Raw genomic sequence first — 21347 nt, 5'->3', positions numbered from 1 at the left:
AAGCCGGCCTGATAGCGTTAGAATGCGCGTTTGGTTTTGCTGTACCGGCAAGCGCCGGGCTCAAGACGTCAACTAAATTAGATGATCGCGGCGATAAAGTCAGATTTACCGACTTCTTCGAACCCGCGTCAGTCGGAGTTCGCCAACTTATGCGAGTCATCCTTGCTCAACCCCGCGGCTTTTGTGCGGGCGTTGTACGTGCAATCGAGATCGTCGATCGCGCGTTACAACAACACGGCGCACCCGTGTATGTCCGCCACGAGATCGTTCACAATCGTCACGTGGTCGACAATCTTCGCCAGAAAGGCGCGCGCTTCGTCGAAGAGCTCGACGAAGTGCCGCAAGGCGCCGTGGCGATTTTCAGCGCCCACGGCGTTGCCCAAACCGTCGAGCGTGACGCCGAAGCGCGCGGTCTCGACGTGCTCGACGCAACCTGCCCGCTGGTCACCAAAGTGCATGTGCAGGGTCGCCAATATGTCGGCGCCGGCCGCACGCTGATTCTGATCGGCCACGCCGGTCATCCGGAAGTGGAAGGCACGATCGGCCAGATTCCGGGCAAAGTGCTGCTGGTGCAGAGTGAGGCCGAGGTCGAAACGCTGGACCTGCCGCTCGATACGCCGCTCGCGTATGTCACGCAAACCACGCTGTCGGTGGACGATACGCGTGGCATCATCGACGCCTTGATGAACCGTTTCTCCGACATCGTCGGTCCCGATACGCGCGACATCTGCTATGCCACCCAAAACCGCCAGGCGGCGGTGCGCGAGTTGAGCAAAGAGGTGGAGGTGCTGCTGGTGGTGGGCGCAACCAATAGTTCGAACTCGAACCGGCTGCGCGAGATCGGCAGCGAAAGCGGCGTGGCGAGTTATCTCGTCGCCGACGGTTCGGAAGTGAAGCCGGAATGGTTTGCGAACGTGCAGACCGTCGGCATCACGGCCGGTGCTTCGGCGCCGGAAGAGATGGTGAAGAACGTAATCGATGCGCTGAGCGCATTGGGGCCTGTCGATGTCACGACGATGGCGGGCCGTGAAGAGAAAGTCGAATTCAAGTTGCCATCGAAACTGATGCAACCACTCGCCGCACGCGAAGTTTAAGGAGGACCTTTTGTCTATTCCGCTGCTACAGAAAGTCCGGGTCGGCGCATACATCATGCGTCAGCATCTCTCCGGCAATAAACGCTATCCGCTCGCCCTGATGCTGGAGCCCCTGTTCCGCTGCAACCTCGCCTGCAATGGCTGCGGCAAGATCGACTATCCGGATCCCATCCTGAATCAGCGTCTGTCGCTGGAAGAATGCCTCGGCGCCGTCGACGAGTGCGGCGCACCGGTGGTGTCGATCGCAGGCGGCGAACCGCTGTTGCACAAGGAAATGCCGCAGATCGTGAAGGGCATCATCGCGCGCAAGAAGTTCGTGTACCTGTGCACGAACGCGCTGCTGATGGAAAAGAAGATGGACGACTACGAGCCGAATCCGTACTTCGTGTGGTCGGTTCACCTCGACGGCGATCAGCAGGCGCACGATCACTCGGTGTCGCAGGAAGGCGTGTACGACAAGGCTGTCGCCGCCATCAAGGAAGCAAAGCGCCGCGGTTTCCGCGTGAACATCAACTGCACGTTGTTCAACGACGCCGTGCCGGAACGGGTTGCCGCATTCTTCGACACGCTGGGCCCGATGGGCGTGGACGGTATCACCGTCTCGCCGGGTTACGCGTATGAGCGCGCGCCGGATCAGCAGCACTTCCTGAACCGCGACAAGACCAAGCAACTGTTCCGCGAGATTTTCAAGCGCGGCAACAATGGCAAGAACTGGTCGTTCAGCCAGTCGGGCATGTTCCTCGACTTCCTGGCCGGCAATCAGACGTACGAGTGCACGCCGTGGGGCAACCCGGCACGTACCGTGTTCGGCTGGCAAAAGCCGTGCTATCTGGTCGGCGAAGGTTACGTAAAGACCTTCAAGGAACTGATGGAAACCACGCAGTGGGAAAAGTACGGCACGGGCAACTACGAGAAGTGCGCTGACTGCATGGTTCACTGCGGTTTCGAAGCGACCGCCGTGATGGATACGGTGGCGCATCCGCTGAAGGCGCTGAAGGTCAGCCTGCGCGGACCGAAGACGTCGGGCGCTTTCACGAAGGACATTCCTCTGGATAAGCAACGTCCGGCCGAGTATGTCTTCTCCCGCCATGTCGAGATCAAGCTGGAAGAGATCAAGGTGTCCGGCAAGGGCAAGAAAGTGCAGACGGCTACAGCAGCACACTAAGCGGCCGGTGGCGGCAGTTTCGCGCCACCTGTGATCGCGAATTCAAAAAAAAGCGCGGTGGTTTGATAGCCACCGCGCTTTTTTTACGCCCGTACCACTTGCCTTGTGCCTCTTACCTCGTGCGTCATGCCTCACGAGGCAGTCAATCGTTACCCCGCGCTGCGCGCGTTGTGCGCGGTCAGAAACTTGATCAGCCCGTCTATGCCGCCTTTGGCAATCTGATCGGCGAATTGCGTCTGATACACCTGGATCAGCCAGGCGCCCATCATGTTGATGTCGTAGACCTTCCAGCCAGCGGGATCTTTGGTCATGCGATAGTCGATCGCGTCGTCGCCGCCATTGCTGAGCACGTGCGATTGCACAACGACGTCTTTGGCTCCCGCCGGCACGGTGATCGGCAAGAAATTGAACTTCACGTCCTGATCACGCAGTTGCGAGAGCGACGCAGCATAAGTGCGCGTGAGCAGCAGCGTAAACTGCTCGTAGAGTTGCTTTTGCTGTTCGGGCGTTGCGGTGCTCCACGCCTTGCCCACCGCGATGCGCGTGGTGCGTTGAAAGTCGGTGGCCGGCAGGAAGCGCGACTGAACGAGCTGGGTGATCTTCCCCATGTCGCCGCCGCGCGCTTGCGGGTCAGCCTTCATTGCGGCCACCGTGCCCTCGACGGCACTTTTTACTACCGCATCGGGTGCGCTTTGCGCATAGGCCGCGGTGGAGACAACGGCCGCGGCCAGAAAAGCAGACAGATAACGTTTCATACGCTCGACAGAACCTGAAAGAAGAAAGCGCCGCCGGGCTCGCGAGCACGCGGCGTAAGCAGGATAGACCAGTATACCGACATTGCGTTCCCGCCCCAAAGCACCCGCCGGGAGCCGTACTTGCTAGCGAACACGAGCCTGATCGCTCCGGCTCTGTATACTTGTGCACTTTCGTCAAAAACAACACCCGTGATAAGGCCAAGTTCGCCTACATGCTGAAGTCATCTATTGTCCGTCTCGTCGCCTATTCAGTGCGTCATCCACTGCGGATCGTCGCGGTGTCGTTCGTGCTCGCCGTTTTGAGCGGCTTCTACGTTGCTCATAACTTCAAGATCAACACGGACATCAGCCGTCTCATCGAGACCGACAAGGAATGGTCGGCGCTCGACCACGCCATGGACAAGGCCTTTCCCGATCGCGGCGAAACCGTGCTGGTGGTCGTGGAAGCGCGCGCGCCGGAATTCGCCGACGCCGCCGCGCAGGCTCTGACCGCCGCGCTCAAGGCCGATTCCAAGGAGTTCGTGGCGGTTTCGCAGCCGGCCGGCGGCGCTTTCTTCGAACATAACGGCCTGCTGTTTCCGTCAACCGACGAGGTGATGTCGACCACCTCGCAACTCGTCCAGTCGCGCCCGCTGGTCAACGCCCTCGCGCACGATCCGAGCCTGACCGGCCTCGCCGGCACGCTCACCACGAGCCTGTTGCTGCCGCTTCAGATCGGTCAGGTAAAGCTCGGCGACATGAGCCATCTGCTGACGCAAAGCGCGACCACGCTCGACCGTGTGCTGGCCGGCCAGCCGGCCGCCTTCTCGTGGCGCGCGCTGGTCGACAAGAGCGCGGCCACCGATCCGGCGCGCGCCTTCGTGGTGGTGCAACCGGTCGTGAACTACGACGCGCTGGAGCCGGGCGCAACGGCGTCGAAGTCGATCCGCGACACCGCCGCCGCGCTGCACCTCGACGCGCGCTACGGCGCTACGGTTCGTCTGACCGGCGAACAGCCGCTCGCTGACGAAGAATTCGCTTCGGTCCAGGACGGCGCGGTGCTCAACGGCATCGGCACCTTTATCGTCGTGCTGATCATTTTGTGGCTGGCGCTGCGCTCGGGCCGCATGATCATTGCCGTGTTCATCACGCTGTTCGTCGGGCTCGCCATTACCGCGGCGCTCGGCCTGCTGATGGTCGGCGCGCTCAATATGATTTCGGTCGCCTTCATGGTGCTGTTCGTCGGGCTCGGCGTCGATTTCGGTGTGCAGTTCGGCGTCAAGTATCGCGAGGAGCGCAATCGCGACGACCGCCTGTCCGCCGCCCTCATGCATACGTCCCACAGCATTGGCGTGCCGCTCACGCTCGCGGCGGTGGCCGTTGCGCTGAGCTTCTTCTCGTTCCTGCCGACGGCTTACCGCGGCGTGTCCGAGTTGGGCGAAATCGCGGGCGTCGGCATGTTCGTCGCGTACTTCACCAACATGACGCTGCTGCCGGCCCTGCTGAAGCTCTTCAATCCGCCGGGTGAAGCCGCTTCGCCGGGCTTCAAGCAGCTCGCGCCCGTCGACGATTTCCTCGATCGCCATCGCAAGCCTGTGCTGATCGGCACGCTGATCGTCGTGATCGGCGCCACACCGTTGCTCACGCATTTGCGCTTCGACTTCAATCCGCTTCATCTGAAGGATCCGCACACGGAGTCGATGGCGACGCTGTTGTCGCTGAAGGATTCTCCTGAAGCCGCGGTCAACAACGTGCATGTGCTGGCGCCCTCGCTCGCCGACGCCGACCGCATGGCCACGCGTCTGCGCGCGTTGCCGGAAGTGGGTCGCGTCAACACGCTCGACACCTTCGTTCCCGCCGACCAGCAGCAGAAGCTGATGCTGATTGCGAGCGCCGCGCAGCAACTGTTGCCCGCGCTGCAGCAGCAGCCCGCGCAGCAGGCAACGGACGCGGTGCGCGTCGCCGCGCTCAAGCGCGCGTCGAACCAGCTCTCGCTCGCCGCCGACGATCACCCAGGCCCAGGCGCCGCCGAAGCCAAGCATCTATCGGCCACACTACAGAAGCTGGCCGCCGCCGATGCCGCCACGCGCGACCGCGCCGAAACCGCGATGTCCGGTACGCTGCGCATCGCGCTGAGCCAATTGGCCAACTTGCTGCAGCCAACTGAAATCACGCGCGAGAACCTGCCCAAGGAAATCTCCGCAGGCTGGGTATCCAAGGACGGCCGCGCGCTCGTCGACATCTCACCGAAGGTGAAGCCCGGCACCGATCCGAACGACGACGCCATGCTCGCCCGCTTCGCCCATGCGGTGAAGAAGGCGGAGCCAGGCGCGATCGGCGGGCCGATTTCGATCCTCCATTCGGCCGACACCATCATCAAGGCGTTCCTGCAGGCCGCCGCGTACGCGCTCGTGTCGATTGCGATCCTGCTGTGGATCGCACTGCGGCGCGTCAGCGACATGTTGCGCACGCTGGTGCCGCTGCTGGTCTCTGCGCTCGTGACGCTCGAACTGTGCGTGGTATTCGGCATGCCGCTGAACTTCGCGAATATCATCGCGCTGCCGCTGATGCTCGGGGTCGGCGTGGCATTCAAGATTTACTTCGTGATGGCGTGGCGCCATGGTCAAACCAGTCTCCTGCAGTCGAGCCTGACGCACGCCGTGCTATTCAGCGCGGCGACCACGGCAACGGCATTCGGCAGCCTGTGGCTGTCGCACCATCCGGGTACATCGAGCATGGGGCGCCTGTTGGCGCTCTCGTTGTTCTGCACGTTAATCGGCGCAGTGGTTTTTCAACCCGTGCTGATGGGTAAGCCGCGCGCACGTCGCGCGAAGCAAAAAGGAATATAAGCATGAAGCTGCGTAACGCCGCGCTGGCACTCGTCGCCACCGGTTTGATTTCAGGCTGCGCCACCGGCCCCGACCGCAAACCCGGCGACCCGTTCGAACCGGTGAACCGCGCGGTATTCAGTTTCAACGATGGCTTGGACCGCTACGTCGCCGTTCCGGTGGCGAAGGGGTATCAGAAGGTGACGCCGCAGCCGTTGCGCACGGCGGTGAGCAACTTCTTCTCGAATCTGGGCGATCTGACCAACGCGGCGAACGCGCTGTTGCAGTTGAAGATCACCGACGCGACCGAGGACATCGTCCGTTTCGCGTTCAACTCGACCTTCGGTCTGGGTGGCCTGCTCGATTGGGCGACGCCTGCCGGCCTGCCCAAGCACCATCAGGATTTCGGGCTGACGCTCGGTCACTGGGGTATTCCGTCGGGCCCGTATCTGGTCCTGCCGCTGTTCGGCCCGAGCTCGGTGCGTGACAGCATGGGGCTGATCGTCGACGTGAAGTTCAACCCGCTGAACTACATGGAGCCGGCGGTGCGCAATCCGCTGTACTTGCTGCAGTTCGTGAGCGTGCGTTCCGACCTGCTGGGCGCGTCGGACCTGCTGCAACAGGCCGCGCTGGACAAGTACTCGTTCGTGCGCGACGCCTATACGCAGCAACGCCGTTCGCGTCTGCGTGGCACGAGCGACAACGGCGCGCCGCTGCCGAACTATGACGATCAGGGGGATTCCGGCGCTTCGTCGGTGCCCGCAGCCGGCGCGCCGGCGGCAGGTGCCCTGCCGAATTACGCCGATCCGGGCGACGCGGCGGAAGCGCCGAACGCAGCCTCAGGCGCCGCTACCGGCGCCCCGGCGGGCGTGCCCAACTACTCCGATCCGGGCGACACGCCTGCGAGCGGCGCAGCAGGCTCCACGCCGAGCGCACCTTCCGCCGCACCCACCGGCGCTTCAGACCCGGCCGCGCCGACGCTGCCCGCCGCGCCGCCGGCCGGCAGCACGCAGCCGGCGTCGGCACCGGTGACGCAATAGAGACTGGAAGTTCGGAACGGTGCCGCGATTTAGACTGACACTCGCGCGGCACCCAATTGACGGGGCTCTTTCAGGCGATCGCCATCCGCAGCGCCCCGGCCTCGCTCATCGCGCGCCGTGCCTCGACCAGGGAAATGCGCGCCGCCCGCGCGTCGATGGCAACCTGGATCAGTGCGCCGAGCTGCGACGGCTGTCGCAGCAACTCCCGCAGAATCGGCGCGAGCGCGGTGCTGCCGTCATCGCGCAGGCCAGCAGTGGCCGCGGATGGCAGCGTGCGCCACGCCGGATCGACAACCGCCCGGCAAACGGCGAACGGCACACCATGCGCGGCAGCTTTCGCGCCGGCAATATGCGACTCCATATCCACCGCCAGCGCGCCGTTCGTGCGATGCAGCACGTCCTTGTCGCCCGCGCTCACCAAAGGCGCGGTGACGGCCGCCATGAGGCCGCGGCGCACACGCGCCGCGCGCGGACCGGCCGCCAGCGCGGCCGCGAGCCTGTCCGCCCATGGACGATCGGTCTGGAGCCGCCCAAACGGCCCCTCGACAGCATCCGCGACGATCAGTGCGCCCGGCTCCAGATCCGGCGCCAAACCGCCCGCCGTACCGAAACTCACAATGCCCGAACAGCCGCGCGCGACCGCCGCACTCAACGCACGCTCCAGCAGATCGGCGCGCGCCGCATAGACGACTTCCACGCCTTCGCCGCGAGCGATTCGCGCCTCGAAGGCCATGCCCGTCACCACGATCACCGGCAAAGGACTGCGGCGGCCATCCGCTGACGGAGTGGTCGAAAGTGGCATCCGTTACATCCCGACCGCGACGCGCGTGAGACCGTTGCGCTTCAGATGACGGAAGCGCGCCAGCGCCCACAACGGGAAGAACTTACGGTAGCCGTGGTAACGCAGATAAAAGACGCGCGGAAAACCGGTCGCGGTGAAACGCGTTTCGTCCCACAAGCCATGCTCGCGCTGTTCTCGCTGCAAATACGCGACGCCGCGCGCCACCGCTTCGTGATTGACCTCGCCTGCCGCCATCAAGCCCATGAGAGCCCACGCGGTTTGCGAAGCCGTGCTCGGCGCGCGCTCGTAGCCGTGGTAGTCGAGCTTGTAGCTCTCACCGCCCTCGCCCCAGCCGCCGTCTTCGTTCTGGATCGACAGGAGCCATTGCGCGGCGCGCTTCATTCGCGGGTCGTCGTGCGGCATGCCGGCTGCGTTCAGCGAGCACAGCGCGGTCCACGTGCCGTAGATGTAGTTCAAGCCCCAGCGGCCATACCAGCTGCCATCCGATTCCTGCTCCTTCAACATGTAGGCGAACGCGCGCTGCGCCGGCTCGCTGCTTTGCGGCAATTCGCCGAGTTGAGCGAGCATCGACAGACAGCGGCCGGAGACGTCCGCGGTGGGCGGATCGAGCAAGGCGCCGTGATCGGAGAACGGAATGTTGTTCAGGTAGTACTGCGTGTTTTCCGGCTCGAACGCACCCCAGCCGCCGTCGCTGCTCTGCATGCCGACCACCCATTCGCGCGCCCGCGCGATGGCTTCGCGATCGACGCCGGATTGCGTGATCCCCGCCGAGCGATGCATCGCCATGACGACCACCGCCGTGTCGTCGACGTCCGGGTAGTAGTCGTTGTTGTACTGGAATGCCCAACCGCCCGGCCGCACATTCGGGCGACGCGAAATCCAGTCGCCGCGCACGTCGAGAATCTGCAGCGGACGCAGCCACGCGAGCCCGCGCTCGGCGGCCTGCTCGGCATGCGCCTCGCCGGTTTCGAGCAGCGCGTGCGCCGCGAGCGAGGTGTCCCATACCGGCGACAGACACGGCTGACAATATGCTTCGTCATCCTTGATGACGAGCAGCTTGTCGATCGATTGGCGAGCGATCGCGCGATTCGGGTGATCGGCCGGATAACCGAGCACGTCGTACATCATCACCGAGTTCGCCATGGCCGGGAAAATCGCGCCGAGCCCGTCTTCGCCGTTCAGGCGTTCATCGACGAAGGCCACCGCCTGGCGCACCGCGCGCTCGCGCGTGGCTTTCGGGAACAGGCCGTCGACCGCGCGCAGCAGCACGTCCACGCCGCTGAAGAACCGGAACCAGCCGGCATGCTGATGCGGCGCCCGATCGCGCGGGCCGGTGTTGACCGGCGCGCCGCGGAACAGCTCGTCGATGCGCACGCGGCGCGGGTTGCGCGCGACCGGCCGCTTCGCGTTGAGCACGAGCAGCGGCACGATCACGGTACGCGCCCAGTACGACACCTTCGACAGATGGAACGGGAACCACACGGGCAGCAGCATGATCTCCACGGGCATCATCGGCACGGCGCGCCACGACACCACGCCGAACAGCGCAAGCAGAATCCGCGTGAAGACGTTCACGGCTTCGGCGCCGCCATGGGCGAGAATCGCCTCGCGTGCGCGGACCATGTGCTCGGCATCCGCCGGGTCGCCGATCATCTTCAGTGCGAAGTACGCCTTGACGCTCGCGCTGATGTCGAGCGCGCCGTCGGTAAAGAGCGGCCAACCGCCGTCGGCCAACTGGATGCGGCGCAGATAGCGTGCGATCTTCTGCTCCAGCTCCACGTTCGGCGTTTCGCCGAGATAGTGGACCAACAGCACGTATTCGGCGGGAATCGTCGCGTCGGCTTCGAGTTCGTAGACCCAGTGGCCGTCCGGCTTTTGCGCGGCGAGAATCGCGTCCGTTGCGCGCGAGATGGCGGCGTCGAGCGAGGCGGCGGACGCTTCGCCCGCAACGGCCGGCGCGGGCGCGTCGGCGACTTCGGACAGGACGGCGTCCAGCGGCTGGGTTTGGGATAAATCGGTCATCGGCGTTCCATCGGTTCATTCAGCAACGTATCCGCGGCCTTCTGGCCGGAGCGGATCGCGCCTTCAATCGTCGCGGGCAGGCCGGTGGCCGTCCAGTCGCCCGCGAGCATCAGGTTGTTCCAGCGAGTGCGCGTGCCGGGCCGCAGCGTTTCCTGATCCGGCAGCGCGGCGAATGTCGCGCGTTTTTCCACGACCACTTGCCAGGCCGGCATCGGTGCGGCAGGCAAATTGGCCGCCTGAGCCACTTCAGCCCAGACGGTGGCCGCGAGTGCTTCATGCGGCGTATCGAGCAGCTGCTCGGCGCCGTTGACGGTCACCGACAGGCGGCCGTCGAAAGCGAACAGCCATTCGGCCGTGCCGCTGAGCAGCCCGGTGACCAGCGGCAAACCAAACGGCGGATCGATCGCGAAATGCACGTTGACGCTCGCCGCAAAGCGCGTCGGCGCGCGCAAACCGGGTACGAGCGCGCGTGCGGTCTCCGGCGGCACCGCGAGAATCACCGCGTGCTTCGCTTCGAGCGCAATGCTTTCGCCGGCGAATTTCAGCGCTTGTACGCGGCGGTTGTCGGCGGCGAAAACCACTTCTTCCAGACGCGAGCCCAGCCGGATTGCCGCGCCGCCATGCTGCAGCAGCCGCAACGCCGGATCCACGAACGCGCTGCCAAGACCGTTGCGCGCGACCAGCGGCCGGCACGCAAGGCCGCCGGCCATCACGGTCTGCCGCACCATGGCGCCGGTCAGTTCCGCCGACGCTTCGCGTGGCTCGACGTTCAGCATGGCGTGAAACAGCGGGCGCAGCAGGCGATCCCACAACGGGCCGCTGCAACGCATGGTCTGCGCGACGCTGCGCCCGGGCTTGGCGAACAGCAGCGGTACGAGCGCCAGGTAGTCGCCCGGCCCGGTGTTCGGCACGCGCGCGTTCGCGTCGAAGATCCACCACGGCAAGCGTCCCGGCGAGAGGCGCACGGTCCAGCGCGCCCGCGTGGCCAGATCCACGAACGGAAACTCGGGCTGCGCCGGGCCGGCCAGTTCGTCGGCGGCGCCGATCGCCCGCGTGTAGTTGAGCGTCGCGACGTTGCCCGACAGGACCATGTGATTGCCGCTGTCGAGCGTCGCGCCTAGCTTGGAGTCGTAATACGTCCGGCAACGGCCGCCCGCCTGGGCAGCCGCTTCATGCAGCACGACGTGCGCGCCTCGCCGCTGCAGCTGCACTGCGGCGGCGAGGCCGGCAAGGCCTGCGCCGACCACATGTACGAGCTTTTGCATCAGCTCACAAGAGCGCGTAACGCGCGACGATCCACAGCATGCGGAGCTTCGGCTTGCGGACCTTCGTGCGCGGAATGTCGAAGCCTCGCTCGAGCGTCCGCTCGAGCAGGACGCGATACACGCCCGACATGATGCGCGGCGCGCGCACCTGGTTGCGCGGCTCGCGGTCCATGATCGCGTCGGACGCGGCAAAGTGTTGCTTGGCCCGCTCGGCGAGCGTTGCGCACACGCGCGGCAGCGACGGGTCGTCGGCGATCTGCGTGGGGTTTGTCACCGCAATGCCTTCGCGCGCCAGCAATTCGTGCGGCAGATAGCAGCGGTTGATGCCGGCGTCTTCGTCGATATCGCGCAGGATGTTGGTGAGCTGAAGCGCGCGGCCCAGATGGTGAGCAAGCACTCGGCCCGGCTCTTCGTCCATCCCGAATATCCTCACCGATAGACGGCCCGCCGCACTCGCGACGCGGTCGCAATAGAGGTCGAGCGTGGCTTCATCGGGCGCGCAGATGTCGGCGGCGGCGTCCATCGCCATGCCGTCGATCATGGCGTGAAAATCTTCGCGTTGCAGGTGAAACGTATGAATGTGCCGCGTCAGCGCGCGCAACGAAGCACGTGGCGCGCCGGCATAGCACGCGTCGATATCGGCACGCCAGCGCTCGAGCGCGGCGGCGCGCTCGGCGCGCGGCATGTCGCTGTCGGCGATATCGTCGACAGCGCGGCAGAAAGCGTAGACCTGATACATCGCGTCGCGCTGCGCGGCCGGCAGAATGCGCATGGCGAGGTAGAACGAGCTGCCGGACGTGGCGGCAGCGGCGTCGATTTCTGTATCGTCCACGACAAGATTGGAAACAGCCAAGACGATCTCCGCTGGAGGCGCCCGCTGAAAGGCGTTCAAGAAGTTTATGCCGGCCCGCAAGGCAGACGGCACGCGCGCGCGGACACGCGCGAAACACCCGGCTGGGAGGCCGGAAACGGCGAAAAGTATATCAATCTTTGTAAGATGCCGCAGTGCTGCCAGCGAATACAGGGTCGGAAGCGGGCCTGAAGCCGGCAAGGCGGCGCGCCCGGCGACCTACCCTAGGGCCGCGCGGCGCCTCTGGCGAGGCGGAACAGCGCCGCCGTGCGGCGTCAGACGAAGGCAACCGACCGATTGCGCCCTTGCCGCTTGGCGCTGTAGAGCGCCGCGTCGGCTTCGTTGATGAGCACGTCGTACGAAGGCACGCCCGCACGCGCCGACGCGCCGCCGACGCTCGCCGTCACCGGCACGCTCGTGCCCTGCACTTCGACCGGCGTGTCGGCGATCGTGCAGCGGATCTTTTCCGCCACGCGCATCGCGTCGTCGAGCGGCGTGCACGGCAGTAGCAAGGCGAACTCCTCGCCGCCGAAGCGCCCGAAGGTGTCCTGCGCGCGCACTACCTCGGCGACGCGTTGCGCCATCACGCGCAACACCGTGTCGCCGACGCCGTGGCCGAACTGGTCGTTGATCTTCTTGAAGTGGTCGAGATCGAACAGCAGCACCGACATATCGCCGCCGTAGCGCTGCCAGCGCGTGTATTCGTCGCGCAGGCGCGTTTCGAAGAACCGACGGTTGGCGATCCCCGTCAGGCCGTCGCGGTCGGCATATTCCTGCAGCTTCGCGACCGCTTCTTCGCGTTCGCGCTGCACGATGCTCACGTGCGTCACGTCGCTAATGGTCACGCACACGGCCACCACTTCGCGCTCGCGCATGAGCGGCATGAACGTGCAGTCCTGCTGCATGAAATCGACGCCCCCGGTGATTGGCCGGTCGTGGTCGAACTTGAAGAGATAAGGGCGTTGCTCCCACGAGCTGAACGCAAAGCTGCCGAGCTGAAAGACGCTCTCGATCTTGCGCGCCAACCACACGCGCGGCAATTCCGGAAAATGCGTGAACAGCGACTTGCCGACCACCTGTTCCGGCAATAGTCCGCTGTGGTCCTGCATGAAGCGGTTCCACATGAGCACGTTCATGTCGCGATCCAGCACGAAAATGCCGAACCCGACACGTTCGACCACCAGATCGCTCAACGAGTCCACGGGCACATTCATAGGCTCGACAGCAGCGCGTCGAGCGCTCCGTTCATGTGGCGAATGGATTCTTCGGCCATCAGCATCACGAGGTGGGCGCGAAAGCTCTGGTCCTCGAGCGCGAAATTCACTTCGACCAGCAACGCGACCTCCCACTGCAGCACACCCGGCTGGAAGACCGCGTCGAGCGTCATGGCTTCGCCGAGCAGGCCCGGCGCGGAGAACACCGGCGTGCGGCCGAGCTGGTCGAGAATGCACGACACGCATGCGCCGGTCAGCACATTCGCGACGTCGAACACCAGTTCTTTCTGGCTCACCGCCTCGTAGGCCGAGCGCGAGTACGGATCGCTGACGAGCGAACAGAGTTGCTCGATGCTGTCGCTGCGGCAGATCACCAACGCCTCGCCCTTGATGTCGGAGCGAAAGCCCTGGCGCACCGCGCTCACGGTGTCCTCGATCCCGGTCATCTCCCGCATCGCCTGCGCCGCTTCGCCGACCGCCACCACCTTCACGCGCGGCACCGACAATTCGATAAACGCATCGAGCAGCCGGGCAAGACGTGTCGCGGCTTGGCCCATCGCCAGATTGGCGACCTCTTGCAGCGCGTCGCGCTGATCTTCGGTGAGGACTGGCTCAGACATACAACCCGTACTCCTTGAGGATAGGTAGTACCGCCTGGGGCGTCACGGGCTTGGCGATGAACGCGGCAGCGCCGAGCGCGCGCACGCGCTGCTGGGCCACCGGTTGAACATCGGCGGAGACGACGATGACGAAGGTGTTCAGATCCTCATGCTGCAATGCTTCAAGCACCTGATAACCGGTCATGTCCGGCATGGTCAGGTCGAGGAACATCACCGACGCTTTGCCTTGGCGATACAGATCGAGCGCTTCGCGCCCGTTCGATGCGTAAGACACGTCGACCTCCCAATCCGGCGGCAATGCCTTGGTGAGCACTTTGCGGGCAAGCAACGAATCATCGGCGATCACAATAGGCAAAGGCATGGGCGGGTCGGAAAGCGGAATTAGCTCTTTCGCGTTAACGGCGAAGCGAGGTGAGTTCTTTAGCGTGACGTCTGTTGGCCAGCGGCACAGTGCGCTGAGGCTTGCTGAAGTGCGGAATGCGGGCGAACGGGTGGTGCGCCCGGCGAGGCGTAATGGACAGAACCGGTGGGCACGCATGAAAGCGTACGCGCACGGTGGACAACGGCGATGACCGGCATGTTCGAAGCCTACCCCGTAGATGAATCTGCGCGGCCTGCGTGGATGGGCTGGTCTTTGCCGCGCGCGTGACTCCGCGAACGCCTTCCGCCACGCGTGGTACGCATGGTGCGGCTGGGTGCCCCGCGGCAGATGCGTCCGAACGTAGCGGACGCATTTTTATCATGGTGCCGATTCTCGAAGTAAAACCGCGGAAAAGCAACTCGCCAATTTCACTTTCATTAAAGAGATTTTCCCATGAAATACAATTCAAGAAAATATATGTATAGATTCCGACCGTATTCGATCGTTTTTATCCTTTTGTGTACGTTTGCGCTTCCTAATTCGTCGCTGTTTCAAAAATCAGACGATTGAGTTGCGGCTCGATACGGAGGATACCGAGTCCGAAGCGGCCCATCCGCTGCGGTAACTTCTACCGCCGCGCTGAGTCTATGCTTCTCGTATGATGCCGACTCCCGGCCTCCGCATTCCGAAAGACCTTCGTACAATCGACATGACACAAGACCGGTTCGACCCGTCATCCGCGAGCCGCCTTCCCCCGGGACGGCAGGATGGGGCGTTATTCCCCGCCGTGCCGGAGCAAAACTTCCAGGTGCGACGCATTACGCTGATCGCACTGCTGATCGCGGCAATCGTTTTGCCATGTCTGTATGTTGGGGCCATGGCAATCAGCGATCTGCGCACGCGCGAGGCCGAAGCCACCGACATGACCCTGCGCACGGTGCGCGTCGCGGAAGAACACGCGCTGAAAGTGTTCGACATGAATGAGACGCTCAACTCGCGCATCGTCGATCTGACCAGCGGCCTGGACGACAACGGCATTCGCGCCCGCGAAGCGGCTATTCACGAGAAATTGCGCGTGATGGGCGGCGGCTATCCGCAGGTGGCCGCCGTGTCGATTTTCGGGCGCGATGGCGCCTTGCTCGTTAGCAGCCGCTATCTTCCGTCGCCGGCCGTATCGATCGGCGAGCGCGAGGATTTCAAGGGCATTCGCGACGGTAAAAGCCTCGAGCATGTCTCAAAGGTCATGACCGGGCATGTCGCCGGCGAACAGGTGTTCAACATGGGCGTCGAACGAACCGGCGCGGACGGCTCGTTCGACGGCGTGGTTTCCGTCGCGCTGCGGCCTAGCTATTTCGACGCGTTCTACCGCGAATTGCTCGGTGGCAACGGCAGCGGCAATGGCACGGCGATGACCATGAGCCTCGTGCGCGTGGATGGCGCGATGCTCGCGCACTATCCACGCGCGCCGCGCGAACCTTCCGCCATGGCGTCGCAAACGCCTTTAGCCGAAGCCCTCGCGCAAGGACGGCGCGCAGGCGTCGTACGCATGTACTCGAACGTCGACGGCGAAAATCTGATTCTGGCGTTCCGTCACGTTGGTTCGTATCCCGTGTACGTGGTGTGCGGGTATCGTGCTTCGGCGATCTGGGCCGCGTGGTATCGGCACCTCGGCGTGCTCATCCTGTCGATGTTCACGCCCTCCATCGCTCTATGGTGCGTGATCTGGTTGTCGCTGCGCCGGCTTGGCGCCGAGGAGCAAGCGTGGGAGCGCTGGCAGGCCGAAGCGTCGATGCGCCGCTCGATCGAGTCGACGTATCGTCAGTCGCGCAAGATGGAAGCGCTCGGCACCCTGGTCGGCAGCGTCGCGCACGATTTCAACAACCTGCTGATGATCCTCTCGGCCAACGTGCAGATTGCACGGCGACGCGGCGCCACCGGACTCGACCGCGAATTGTCGGCGATGGAACGGGCGCTCAAGAGCGGTCAGTCGCTTACCCGTCAATTGCTCGGCGTAGCGCGCAAGCAGCCGTTAAGTAACGAGACCCTGTCACTCGAACGCTGGCTGCCGGCGTGTCGCGAGTTGCTGCGCGCGTCGCTCGGCGCGAAGGTGTCGCTGGTTATCGATATCGGCGTCGAAATCTGGCCCATGTGCGTCGACGTCGCGGAACTGGAACTCGCGCTCATCAACATTGCCGTGAACGCGCGCGACGCCATGCCGAGCGGCGGACGCTTCACGGTGCGAGCCACCAATATCCATTTCCGTCCCGCCGATGGCTTTCCGCTCACCGGCGACTTCGTACAGTTGTCGCTCGAAGACACCGGGGCGGGGATGGCGCCTGAGGTACTCGCGCGCGCCTTTGAGCCGCTTTTCACGACCAAGCCGAACGGCATGGGCACGGGCCTCGGCTTACCGCAGGTTTTCGCGTTCTGCGAGCGTTCCGGCGGCCTCGCCGCGATCGACAGCGCTGTCGGCGCCGGCACTTCGGTGCGGCTCTATCTGCCACGCGCCACGGCGGCACCGGATTCCGAGGTGCCGCCTGAAGCCAGCGCGGAGGTCAGCGGCACGCCTCAGGGCCTGCGCATTTTGCTGGTCGAGGACAACGAGGAAGTGGCCGCGGGCACCGAAGCCCTTCTGCAGATGATGGGTCATCAGGTCACGTGCGTCTTCAACGCCGACACCGCACTACGCCTGTTCGACGATGCCCACGCACGGCGAGCACGCACGGGCGAACCGCTGCCGTTCGATCTGGTGTTATCCGACATCCATATGCCGGGCACCATGAACGGCATTGATCTGGCCGAGGCGGTACTCGCATTCGACACCAAACTGCCCGTTATTCTGGTCACCGGCTATGCGGAGGAGCTCGATCGCGCGCGCCACGTCAACGTGCGGGTGCTCTCCAAGCCTTTCGATATCGGTTTACTGGAGAAACTCCTGCAAGGTATCCAGCACGATCTGACGCAAACGGGCGCCGATCCGGCAGCGCATCCGGCGCAGTAAGGCTCGCGCTGACGGGCGATCGGCAAGATTTGACCTTTACCTGATGTTGTAAAAGCGCGGCAGCGGATGTCGCGCTTTTTTGCGTGGCCGACCGCGTGCGAGTAGGCCGCAAAGGGCGCGCGGCTCCGTCGCCTGGACCCGGCATGATCGTTGCGGCGTAACGAAGCAGGGAGGGCGGTGCGTTTGCGCGTCGTCCGTTCCGCCTAACCACGTCGGGAGACAAGCCATGCAACACACAGTGATTGGTTTATTCGACACCTATTCTCAAGCGGAAGCCGCCCGCGACACGCTTGTTCAGACCGGCTTTGCACGCGAAACCATCGAGTTGCAGGCGAATCCGGAACCCTCCGTCGGCTCCGCAACTGACGAAGTCGCTGGTTCGGGCATGCTGGCGAACATCGAGCGCTTTCTGTCGAGCCTCTTCGCCAGTGGTCCACGCGCACCGGAGACCGCGCGCTACGCCGAGGCTGTGCGCCGCGGCGCGGTGCTGGTATGCGTCAACGCGGCAAGCGAAGCGCATGCGGATCTGGCTCGCACTACGTTCGCGAGACTGGGCGCGGCCGACATCGGCGAACGCGCGCCGGATTGGGATACGCAGACGGAATCCGGGCGCGAGCATTCTGTCCTCGATGAACTCGGCATCGGCGCGATGACGCCGGGCACGCCGCGTACACCGAATGTGTCGGCCCCAGCCGCGGGTATAGCCGACCGGCCTGCCACGACCGCTGATCCCCTGTACACCGTGCCGCCAGGCAGCACGGACGCAGAACCGTTCGTGCCGCCGCCGCTCGGCGAGCGGCCGTTGATCGATCCGGTCAACGAGCCGGTACGGGATCCGTTGGTCGGCGACGTGGGGCGTAGCGCGGTCGCCGCTGGGTCGATGCCGGGTTCCGGCGCGGTTATGCAACCGTCTGAAGTCGTCTCGGAAGCGGGCCAACCGACAGCGGGTTTAGGCGGCCAGATGCCGAACGAATATCTGGAGGATGAGGAAGATTTTCGCGCGCACTACGACGAGCAGTACGCGACCGAAAACGCCCGTTATGAAGACTACGTGCCCGCCTATCGCTACGGCGCGGAAATCGGCAGAGACGCGCGTTTTCGCGACCAGCCGTGGGACGACGTGGAGCCCGAAGCACGACGCCATTGGGAAACGACCTCGCCGGACAGCACATGGGAGCGCTTCAAGATGGCCGTGCGTCATGGCTGGGAGCGGGTGACGGGGCATCACCACGTGTGAACGTGGCAGCGCGCGTAGCGGCAATGCGGTGGGCTGACCGCATTGCCCCCGTATTCAGCGTGATCCGATCGCTTCGATCGTCAGCATCGTGATCGCGTCACGCTGCCGCGTGCAGCTTGACCCACGCAACGTAGTGGTCGACGAAAGTTTGCAGGAATTTACGCGTGCCGTCGTTCAGGATCTCGCCTTTTTCGTTGATGACAGCGGGGTCATGCTTGATAAACACCTCGGGTTGGCCCAAGGTCGCGACATCGAGATACGCCAGCACATTGCGCAAATGCTGTTGCGCCAGCGCGGAGCCCGTCGCGCCAACCGACGTGCCGATTACCGCGCCCGGTTTGTTGCCCCAGGAATTGGTGCCCCACGGACGCGAACCCCAATCGAGCGCGTTCTTCAGTACGCCGGGGATGGACCGGTTGTACTCGGGAGTGACGAATAGCAGTCCGTTGGCGGCTTCCACGCGCTGCTTCAACTGCTTGCCGGCTTCGGGATAGTCGGCGTCGTAGTCCTGACTGTAGAGAGGCAACGAGCCGATGTCGATGAATTCGAAGGTGAAGTCGGCTGGCGCCAGCGAAACCACCGCCTGCGCCAACTGCCGGTTGAACGATTCGCGGCGCAAACTGCCGACGACGACTGCAATGTGATAGGCCATGATTCGCTTCCTTCTGGTGTGGTGCCCGTGGGCGCAAAGGGTACGAGTTGTCCATCATAGGCAAAAGCCGGGTGGGCCGCGACGGCGGACGCCAAAATGCTTGTCCACGGCTATTGGGGGCGGTACAACCGCGTTTTTGCCGGTGGATAACCCTAGTCCACGAAAAGTTATCCACAGATTCACTGAATAACCTTGTGGATAAGTGGTACTTTTGCCTTGTCAATCAAGCGCGCTTTCGGTCTAGGAATTTTTGAGGCAAACGGCTGTTTGCGGTCGTCGCGCGAGTCTGAAACGCGCAATGTCCGGCACAAATGACCGGTAACGCACGCGGCACATGAGCGAATTTACTCTTTGGAGGGTCGAGCCATGAGTCTGAATTACGCAGGAAAGTCGCACGACGAAGCGGTAGCTGCTCGCAAGAAAGTCAAGCAGAAGGCACAGGAACAGCCGGGCGGCGAGATGGCCGTCGAGGGTACGGAAGCGGACGCCCTTCACAGCAGCGGTGAATTGTCCGAACGCGGCAAGGAAGTATGGCGGCGCGGTAGCGGAATGGACGGCGGAGGGAAGATCTAATCGCCTCAAGCCGCTGATCAGCGGGCGCCACGCGTGGCGCCGGGGCCGATGATTTTGCCGGCTCCCTTTGCGCCGCAAATTGCCGTCGCAGAGAAATGGCGCGTCAGCGCAGTTGCAAAGCAGTAGTCAGCGCGACGTTTTAATACGGATCGATCGGGTGAAACGCAATTACTCCGGGACCGCGATGTCGCCATCCACCAGTTGCCAACCGTAAGTCTCGGCAAACAACTGCGCCGCGTCGGCGTCGTCAAAAAAGGGCATGTCAGCGTGCCCCTGAAATGGGTAAATCACCCGCTCGTCGCTCAAGCGGATCACTTTCAGCGTCGGCACCGTACCGCTCGAGGTACGGCGCGACGACGCCGTCACCTGATAGTTCGCGCGGCCATTAAGGGCCGGAAGAATCGCGCGCTGCGCGCGCCTGGAAATCTGACTTGCCATTGGCGCGCGCATCAGAGGCCGGCAATCGACTGACCGGCAACCATGCCGTCGATGACCTGCTCCGCGTAACTGGCCGACGCAATACGCGCGTCGCCTGCCGCGCCGAACGGCGAACGGCTCGGCACGCGGAACACGCGACTGCTGGTCATCGTGTCGTCGGTGCCGCGTCGGCAGATTCGTACGGCGGCGTCGAAGCCGGAGTCGTAGTGGCGGGCGCCATCGAGACCGCTAGGCTGATGCGCATAGACCAGCGGATAAATCTCAAGACCTCGGTAACTTCTGATCGTATTGCTCATGGTGCTCGTCTCCGGTGAGGGCTTTCGTCGAACGGGGCGTCTTTGCCGGGCGCAAGGCCCCGCAGATCGCGGCAGATCCACGAAACGTGATATTGATCGACGATGCACGCGAAAAACGACCGTTTCAGTCAGGCCGGGTTGACGACACCGTAGAGCTATGTAGGAGGAAGGGGACCCCGTTTTGATCGGGGCGCTCTGATGCGAGGCGTTTGCGACAGGGACTGCGCAGTACGCGCAGGAGAACTGCAAGCTGTTGACCCACTGTAACACGTTAGTAGGGTGAGCGTTACACGCATTTGCGCGCCAGGCCCAAGTGTTGCTTCGGAGTGCCGTGTATTGTTTGCTGGTGCTGCTGCTGGTGCTGCTGGTGCTGCTGGTGCTGCTGGTGCTGCTGGTGCTGCTGGTGCTGCTGGTGCTGCTGGTGCTGCTGGTGCTGCTGGTGCTGCTGGTGCTGCTGCTGCTGCTGCTGCTGCTGCTGCTGCTGGTGCTGCTGCTGGTGCTGCTGCTGGTGCTGCTGCTGCTGGTGCTGGTGCTGCTGCTGGTGCTGCTGCTGGTGCTGCTGCTGGTGCTGCTGCTGGTGCTGTTACACGCTGTATGGGTCCAGAGATATCCAGACGAACAAAGGGCGCCACTGTGGGCGCCCTTTCTCGCGTGCTACGGGATTTCGACCGATCAGTTGCCGAAAAACACGTTGCAATACGAAGCCGGTCCGTTGCACTGTGCCGGGGCGGCAGCGTGCGCTGCGCCGGAAGCGGCAGCAAACAGGGCAACGGAAGCGATCAGGACGGAAAAAATGCGTTTCATGGTACGACTCCTCTTCAGCGTTTGGTTCGCGATCAAGTGCGATCGATGGAGTGAAGAATATCGATTCAGCGTCCGCTGACAAACAGCGAAGACAGGAAGACAATTTCTTGAATAATGAAATAATCCGGAAGAATTCCGTGGTGAGTTCCACGGAAAGGTGCGCTTAGAGCGTGTTAGGCACTTTGAAGTACTGGCACTGCGTGAACGAGCATGAGCATTGCGAAGACCACGAAATGAAGTCCTGCAAGGGTTTCGGGCAGCCGTTCATAATCACGTGCGAGACGGCGGAAACGGTTGAGCCAGCCAAAGCTGCGCTCGACCACCCACCGCCGGGGCAGCAGCACGAAGCCC

Annotated in this window: 20 protein-coding genes; 8 read left to right on the top strand and 12 right to left on the bottom strand. The window is 63.7% G+C overall.

Annotated features, from left to right (window positions below; all coding sequences use genetic code 11):
• Positions 1–149 precede the first annotated feature (149 nt).
• Positions 150–1094, top strand: coding sequence for a 4-hydroxy-3-methylbut-2-enyl diphosphate reductase (gene ispH, locus AC57B1_RS29560; RefSeq protein WP_091805398.1), 945 nt, complete (start codon positions 150–152; stop codon positions 1092–1094).
• A gap of 10 nt (positions 1095–1104) precedes the next feature.
• Entirely contained in the window at positions 1105–2259 is a 1155-nt protein-coding gene (hpnH, locus tag AC57B1_RS29555; protein ID WP_007178622.1) for an adenosyl-hopene transferase HpnH, read from the top strand.
• A 149-nt stretch (positions 2260–2408) separates the two neighbouring features.
• Here hpnH and AC57B1_RS29550 read toward each other — a convergent pair whose 3' ends face one another.
• Positions 2409–3014 carry an MlaC/ttg2D family ABC transporter substrate-binding protein gene (locus AC57B1_RS29550; protein WP_408187333.1) on the bottom strand — a complete coding sequence of 202 codons (606 nt, stop codon included), beginning with the start codon at positions 3012–3014 and terminating at the stop codon, positions 2409–2411.
• A 212-nt stretch (positions 3015–3226) separates the two neighbouring features.
• On the opposite strand from AC57B1_RS29550, the gene hpnN reads away from it, so the two are divergent.
• A complete protein-coding gene (gene hpnN / locus AC57B1_RS29545; protein WP_496419455.1) occupies positions 3227–5842 on the top strand; it encodes a hopanoid transporter HpnN in 2616 nt (871 codons plus the stop codon).
• A gap of 2 nt (positions 5843–5844) precedes the next feature.
• Complete coding sequence (locus tag AC57B1_RS29540) at positions 5845–6861, top strand: MlaA family lipoprotein (protein WP_496419454.1); 1017 nt, start codon at positions 5845–5847, stop codon at positions 6859–6861.
• A gap of 70 nt (positions 6862–6931) precedes the next feature.
• Here AC57B1_RS29540 and AC57B1_RS29535 read toward each other — a convergent pair whose 3' ends face one another.
• The 7 genes from AC57B1_RS29535 to AC57B1_RS29505 form a co-directional block, all read right to left on the bottom strand.
• Positions 6932–7663 (bottom strand): phosphorylase, encoded by a 732-nt coding sequence (locus tag AC57B1_RS29535; RefSeq protein ID WP_408352269.1) that lies wholly within the window; start codon positions 7661–7663, stop codon positions 6932–6934.
• Positions 7664–7666: 3 nt separating this feature from the next.
• Positions 7667–9685, bottom strand: coding sequence for a squalene--hopene cyclase (gene shc, locus AC57B1_RS29530; protein ID WP_496419453.1), 2019 nt, complete (start codon positions 9683–9685; stop codon positions 7667–7669).
• On the bottom strand, positions 9682–10950 hold the full coding sequence (gene hpnE, locus AC57B1_RS29525) for a hydroxysqualene dehydroxylase HpnE (RefSeq protein ID WP_408187338.1): 1269 nt from the start codon (positions 10948–10950) through the stop codon (positions 9682–9684). Before hpnE ends, shc begins: the two co-directional genes overlap by 4 nt.
• Before the next feature lie 4 nt (positions 10951–10954).
• Positions 10955–11803 carry a presqualene diphosphate synthase HpnD gene (gene hpnD, locus AC57B1_RS29520; RefSeq protein WP_496419452.1) on the bottom strand — a complete coding sequence of 283 codons (849 nt, stop codon included), beginning with the start codon at positions 11801–11803 and terminating at the stop codon, positions 10955–10957.
• 272 nt (positions 11804–12075) lie between these two features.
• Complete coding sequence (locus AC57B1_RS29515) at positions 12076–13014, bottom strand: sensor domain-containing diguanylate cyclase (RefSeq protein ID WP_091805372.1); 939 nt, start codon at positions 13012–13014, stop codon at positions 12076–12078.
• On the bottom strand, positions 13011–13634 hold the full coding sequence (locus AC57B1_RS29510; RefSeq protein WP_091805369.1) for a chemotaxis protein CheC: 624 nt from the start codon (positions 13632–13634) through the stop codon (positions 13011–13013). The genes AC57B1_RS29515 and AC57B1_RS29510 overlap by 4 nt, the downstream gene beginning before the upstream one ends.
• Positions 13627–13995: a response regulator gene (locus tag AC57B1_RS29505; RefSeq protein ID WP_408187339.1), complete on the bottom strand. Its 369-nt coding sequence runs from the start codon at positions 13993–13995 to the stop codon at positions 13627–13629. The genes AC57B1_RS29510 and AC57B1_RS29505 overlap by 8 nt, the downstream gene beginning before the upstream one ends.
• Positions 13996–14704: 709 nt before the next feature.
• Here AC57B1_RS29505 and AC57B1_RS29500 point away from each other — a divergent pair.
• Positions 14705–16996 (top strand): hybrid sensor histidine kinase/response regulator family protein, encoded by a 2292-nt coding sequence (locus AC57B1_RS29500; RefSeq protein WP_496419451.1) that lies wholly within the window; start codon positions 14705–14707, stop codon positions 16994–16996.
• 226 nt (positions 16997–17222) lie between these two features.
• Entirely contained in the window at positions 17223–18233 is a 1011-nt protein-coding gene (locus AC57B1_RS29495) for a hypothetical protein (protein ID WP_496419450.1), read from the top strand.
• A 97-nt stretch (positions 18234–18330) separates the two neighbouring features.
• Here the strand turns inward: AC57B1_RS29495 and AC57B1_RS29490 are convergent, their stop codons facing one another.
• Positions 18331–18885, bottom strand: coding sequence for an NADPH-dependent FMN reductase (locus tag AC57B1_RS29490; protein WP_496419449.1), 555 nt, complete (start codon positions 18883–18885; stop codon positions 18331–18333).
• 366 nt (positions 18886–19251) lie between these two features.
• On the opposite strand from AC57B1_RS29490, the gene AC57B1_RS29485 reads away from it, so the two are divergent.
• Complete coding sequence (locus AC57B1_RS29485) at positions 19252–19458, top strand: hypothetical protein (protein WP_091805358.1); 207 nt, start codon at positions 19252–19254, stop codon at positions 19456–19458.
• Between the two features lie 168 nt (positions 19459–19626).
• On the opposite strand, the gene AC57B1_RS29480 is transcribed toward AC57B1_RS29485, so the two are convergent.
• Positions 19627–19908 (bottom strand): DUF6723 family protein, encoded by a 282-nt coding sequence (locus tag AC57B1_RS29480; RefSeq protein ID WP_496419448.1) that lies wholly within the window; start codon positions 19906–19908, stop codon positions 19627–19629.
• Positions 19908–20192: a hypothetical protein gene (locus AC57B1_RS29475; RefSeq protein WP_091805353.1), complete on the bottom strand. Its 285-nt coding sequence runs from the start codon at positions 20190–20192 to the stop codon at positions 19908–19910. Before AC57B1_RS29475 ends, AC57B1_RS29480 begins: the two co-directional genes overlap by 1 nt.
• A gap of 340 nt (positions 20193–20532) precedes the next feature.
• On the opposite strand from AC57B1_RS29475, the gene AC57B1_RS29470 reads away from it, so the two are divergent.
• Positions 20533–21075, top strand: coding sequence for a hypothetical protein (locus AC57B1_RS29470; RefSeq protein WP_496419793.1), 543 nt, complete (start codon positions 20533–20535; stop codon positions 21073–21075).
• Positions 21076–21169: 94 nt separating this feature from the next.
• Here AC57B1_RS29470 and AC57B1_RS29465 read toward each other — a convergent pair.
• Positions 21170–21347, bottom strand: a 178-nt coding sequence (locus tag AC57B1_RS29465; RefSeq protein ID WP_496419776.1) for a transposase, incomplete at its 5' end; no start/stop codon positions are given.

The organism is Paraburkholderia sp. BGA-UO-ETr-F21 (assembly GCF_059567925.1).
Note: the sequence above shows the minus strand (reverse complement) of the source record. Positions and strands in the feature narration are given on the sequence as shown.

Excerpts from the sequence above, each read along its gene's own strand:
- ispH (WP_091805398.1), top strand. The coding sequence starts at position 150 with ATGCGAGTCATCCTTGCTCAACCCCGCGGCTTTTGTGCGGGCGTTGTA.
- AC57B1_RS29550 (WP_408187333.1), bottom strand. The coding sequence starts at position 3,014 with ATGAAACGTTATCTGTCTGCTTTTCTGGCCGCGGCCGTTGTCTCCACC.
- hpnN (WP_496419455.1), top strand. The coding sequence starts at position 3,227 with ATGCTGAAGTCATCTATTGTCCGTCTCGTCGCCTATTCAGTGCGTCAT.
- AC57B1_RS29540 (WP_496419454.1), top strand. The coding sequence starts at position 5,845 with ATGAAGCTGCGTAACGCCGCGCTGGCACTCGTCGCCACCGGTTTGATT.
- AC57B1_RS29535 (WP_408352269.1), bottom strand. The coding sequence starts at position 7,663 with ATGCCACTTTCGACCACTCCGTCAGCGGATGGCCGCCGCAGTCCTTTG.
- shc (WP_496419453.1), bottom strand. The coding sequence starts at position 9,685 with ATGACCGATTTATCCCAAACCCAGCCGCTGGACGCCGTCCTGTCCGAA.
- hpnE (WP_408187338.1), bottom strand. The coding sequence starts at position 10,950 with ATGCAAAAGCTCGTACATGTGGTCGGCGCAGGCCTTGCCGGCCTCGCC.
- AC57B1_RS29515 (WP_091805372.1), bottom strand. The coding sequence starts at position 13,014 with ATGAATGTGCCCGTGGACTCGTTGAGCGATCTGGTGGTCGAACGTGTC.
- AC57B1_RS29510 (WP_091805369.1), bottom strand. The coding sequence starts at position 13,634 with ATGTCTGAGCCAGTCCTCACCGAAGATCAGCGCGACGCGCTGCAAGAG.
- AC57B1_RS29505 (WP_408187339.1), bottom strand. The coding sequence starts at position 13,995 with ATGCCTTTGCCTATTGTGATCGCCGATGATTCGTTGCTTGCCCGCAAA.
- AC57B1_RS29500 (WP_496419451.1), top strand. The coding sequence starts at position 14,705 with ATGACACAAGACCGGTTCGACCCGTCATCCGCGAGCCGCCTTCCCCCG.
- AC57B1_RS29495 (WP_496419450.1), top strand. The coding sequence starts at position 17,223 with ATGCAACACACAGTGATTGGTTTATTCGACACCTATTCTCAAGCGGAA.
- AC57B1_RS29490 (WP_496419449.1), bottom strand. The coding sequence starts at position 18,885 with ATGGCCTATCACATTGCAGTCGTCGTCGGCAGTTTGCGCCGCGAATCG.
- AC57B1_RS29485 (WP_091805358.1), top strand. The coding sequence starts at position 19,252 with ATGAGTCTGAATTACGCAGGAAAGTCGCACGACGAAGCGGTAGCTGCT.
- AC57B1_RS29480 (WP_496419448.1), bottom strand. The coding sequence starts at position 19,908 with ATGCGCGCGCCAATGGCAAGTCAGATTTCCAGGCGCGCGCAGCGCGCG.
- AC57B1_RS29475 (WP_091805353.1), bottom strand. The coding sequence starts at position 20,192 with ATGAGCAATACGATCAGAAGTTACCGAGGTCTTGAGATTTATCCGCTG.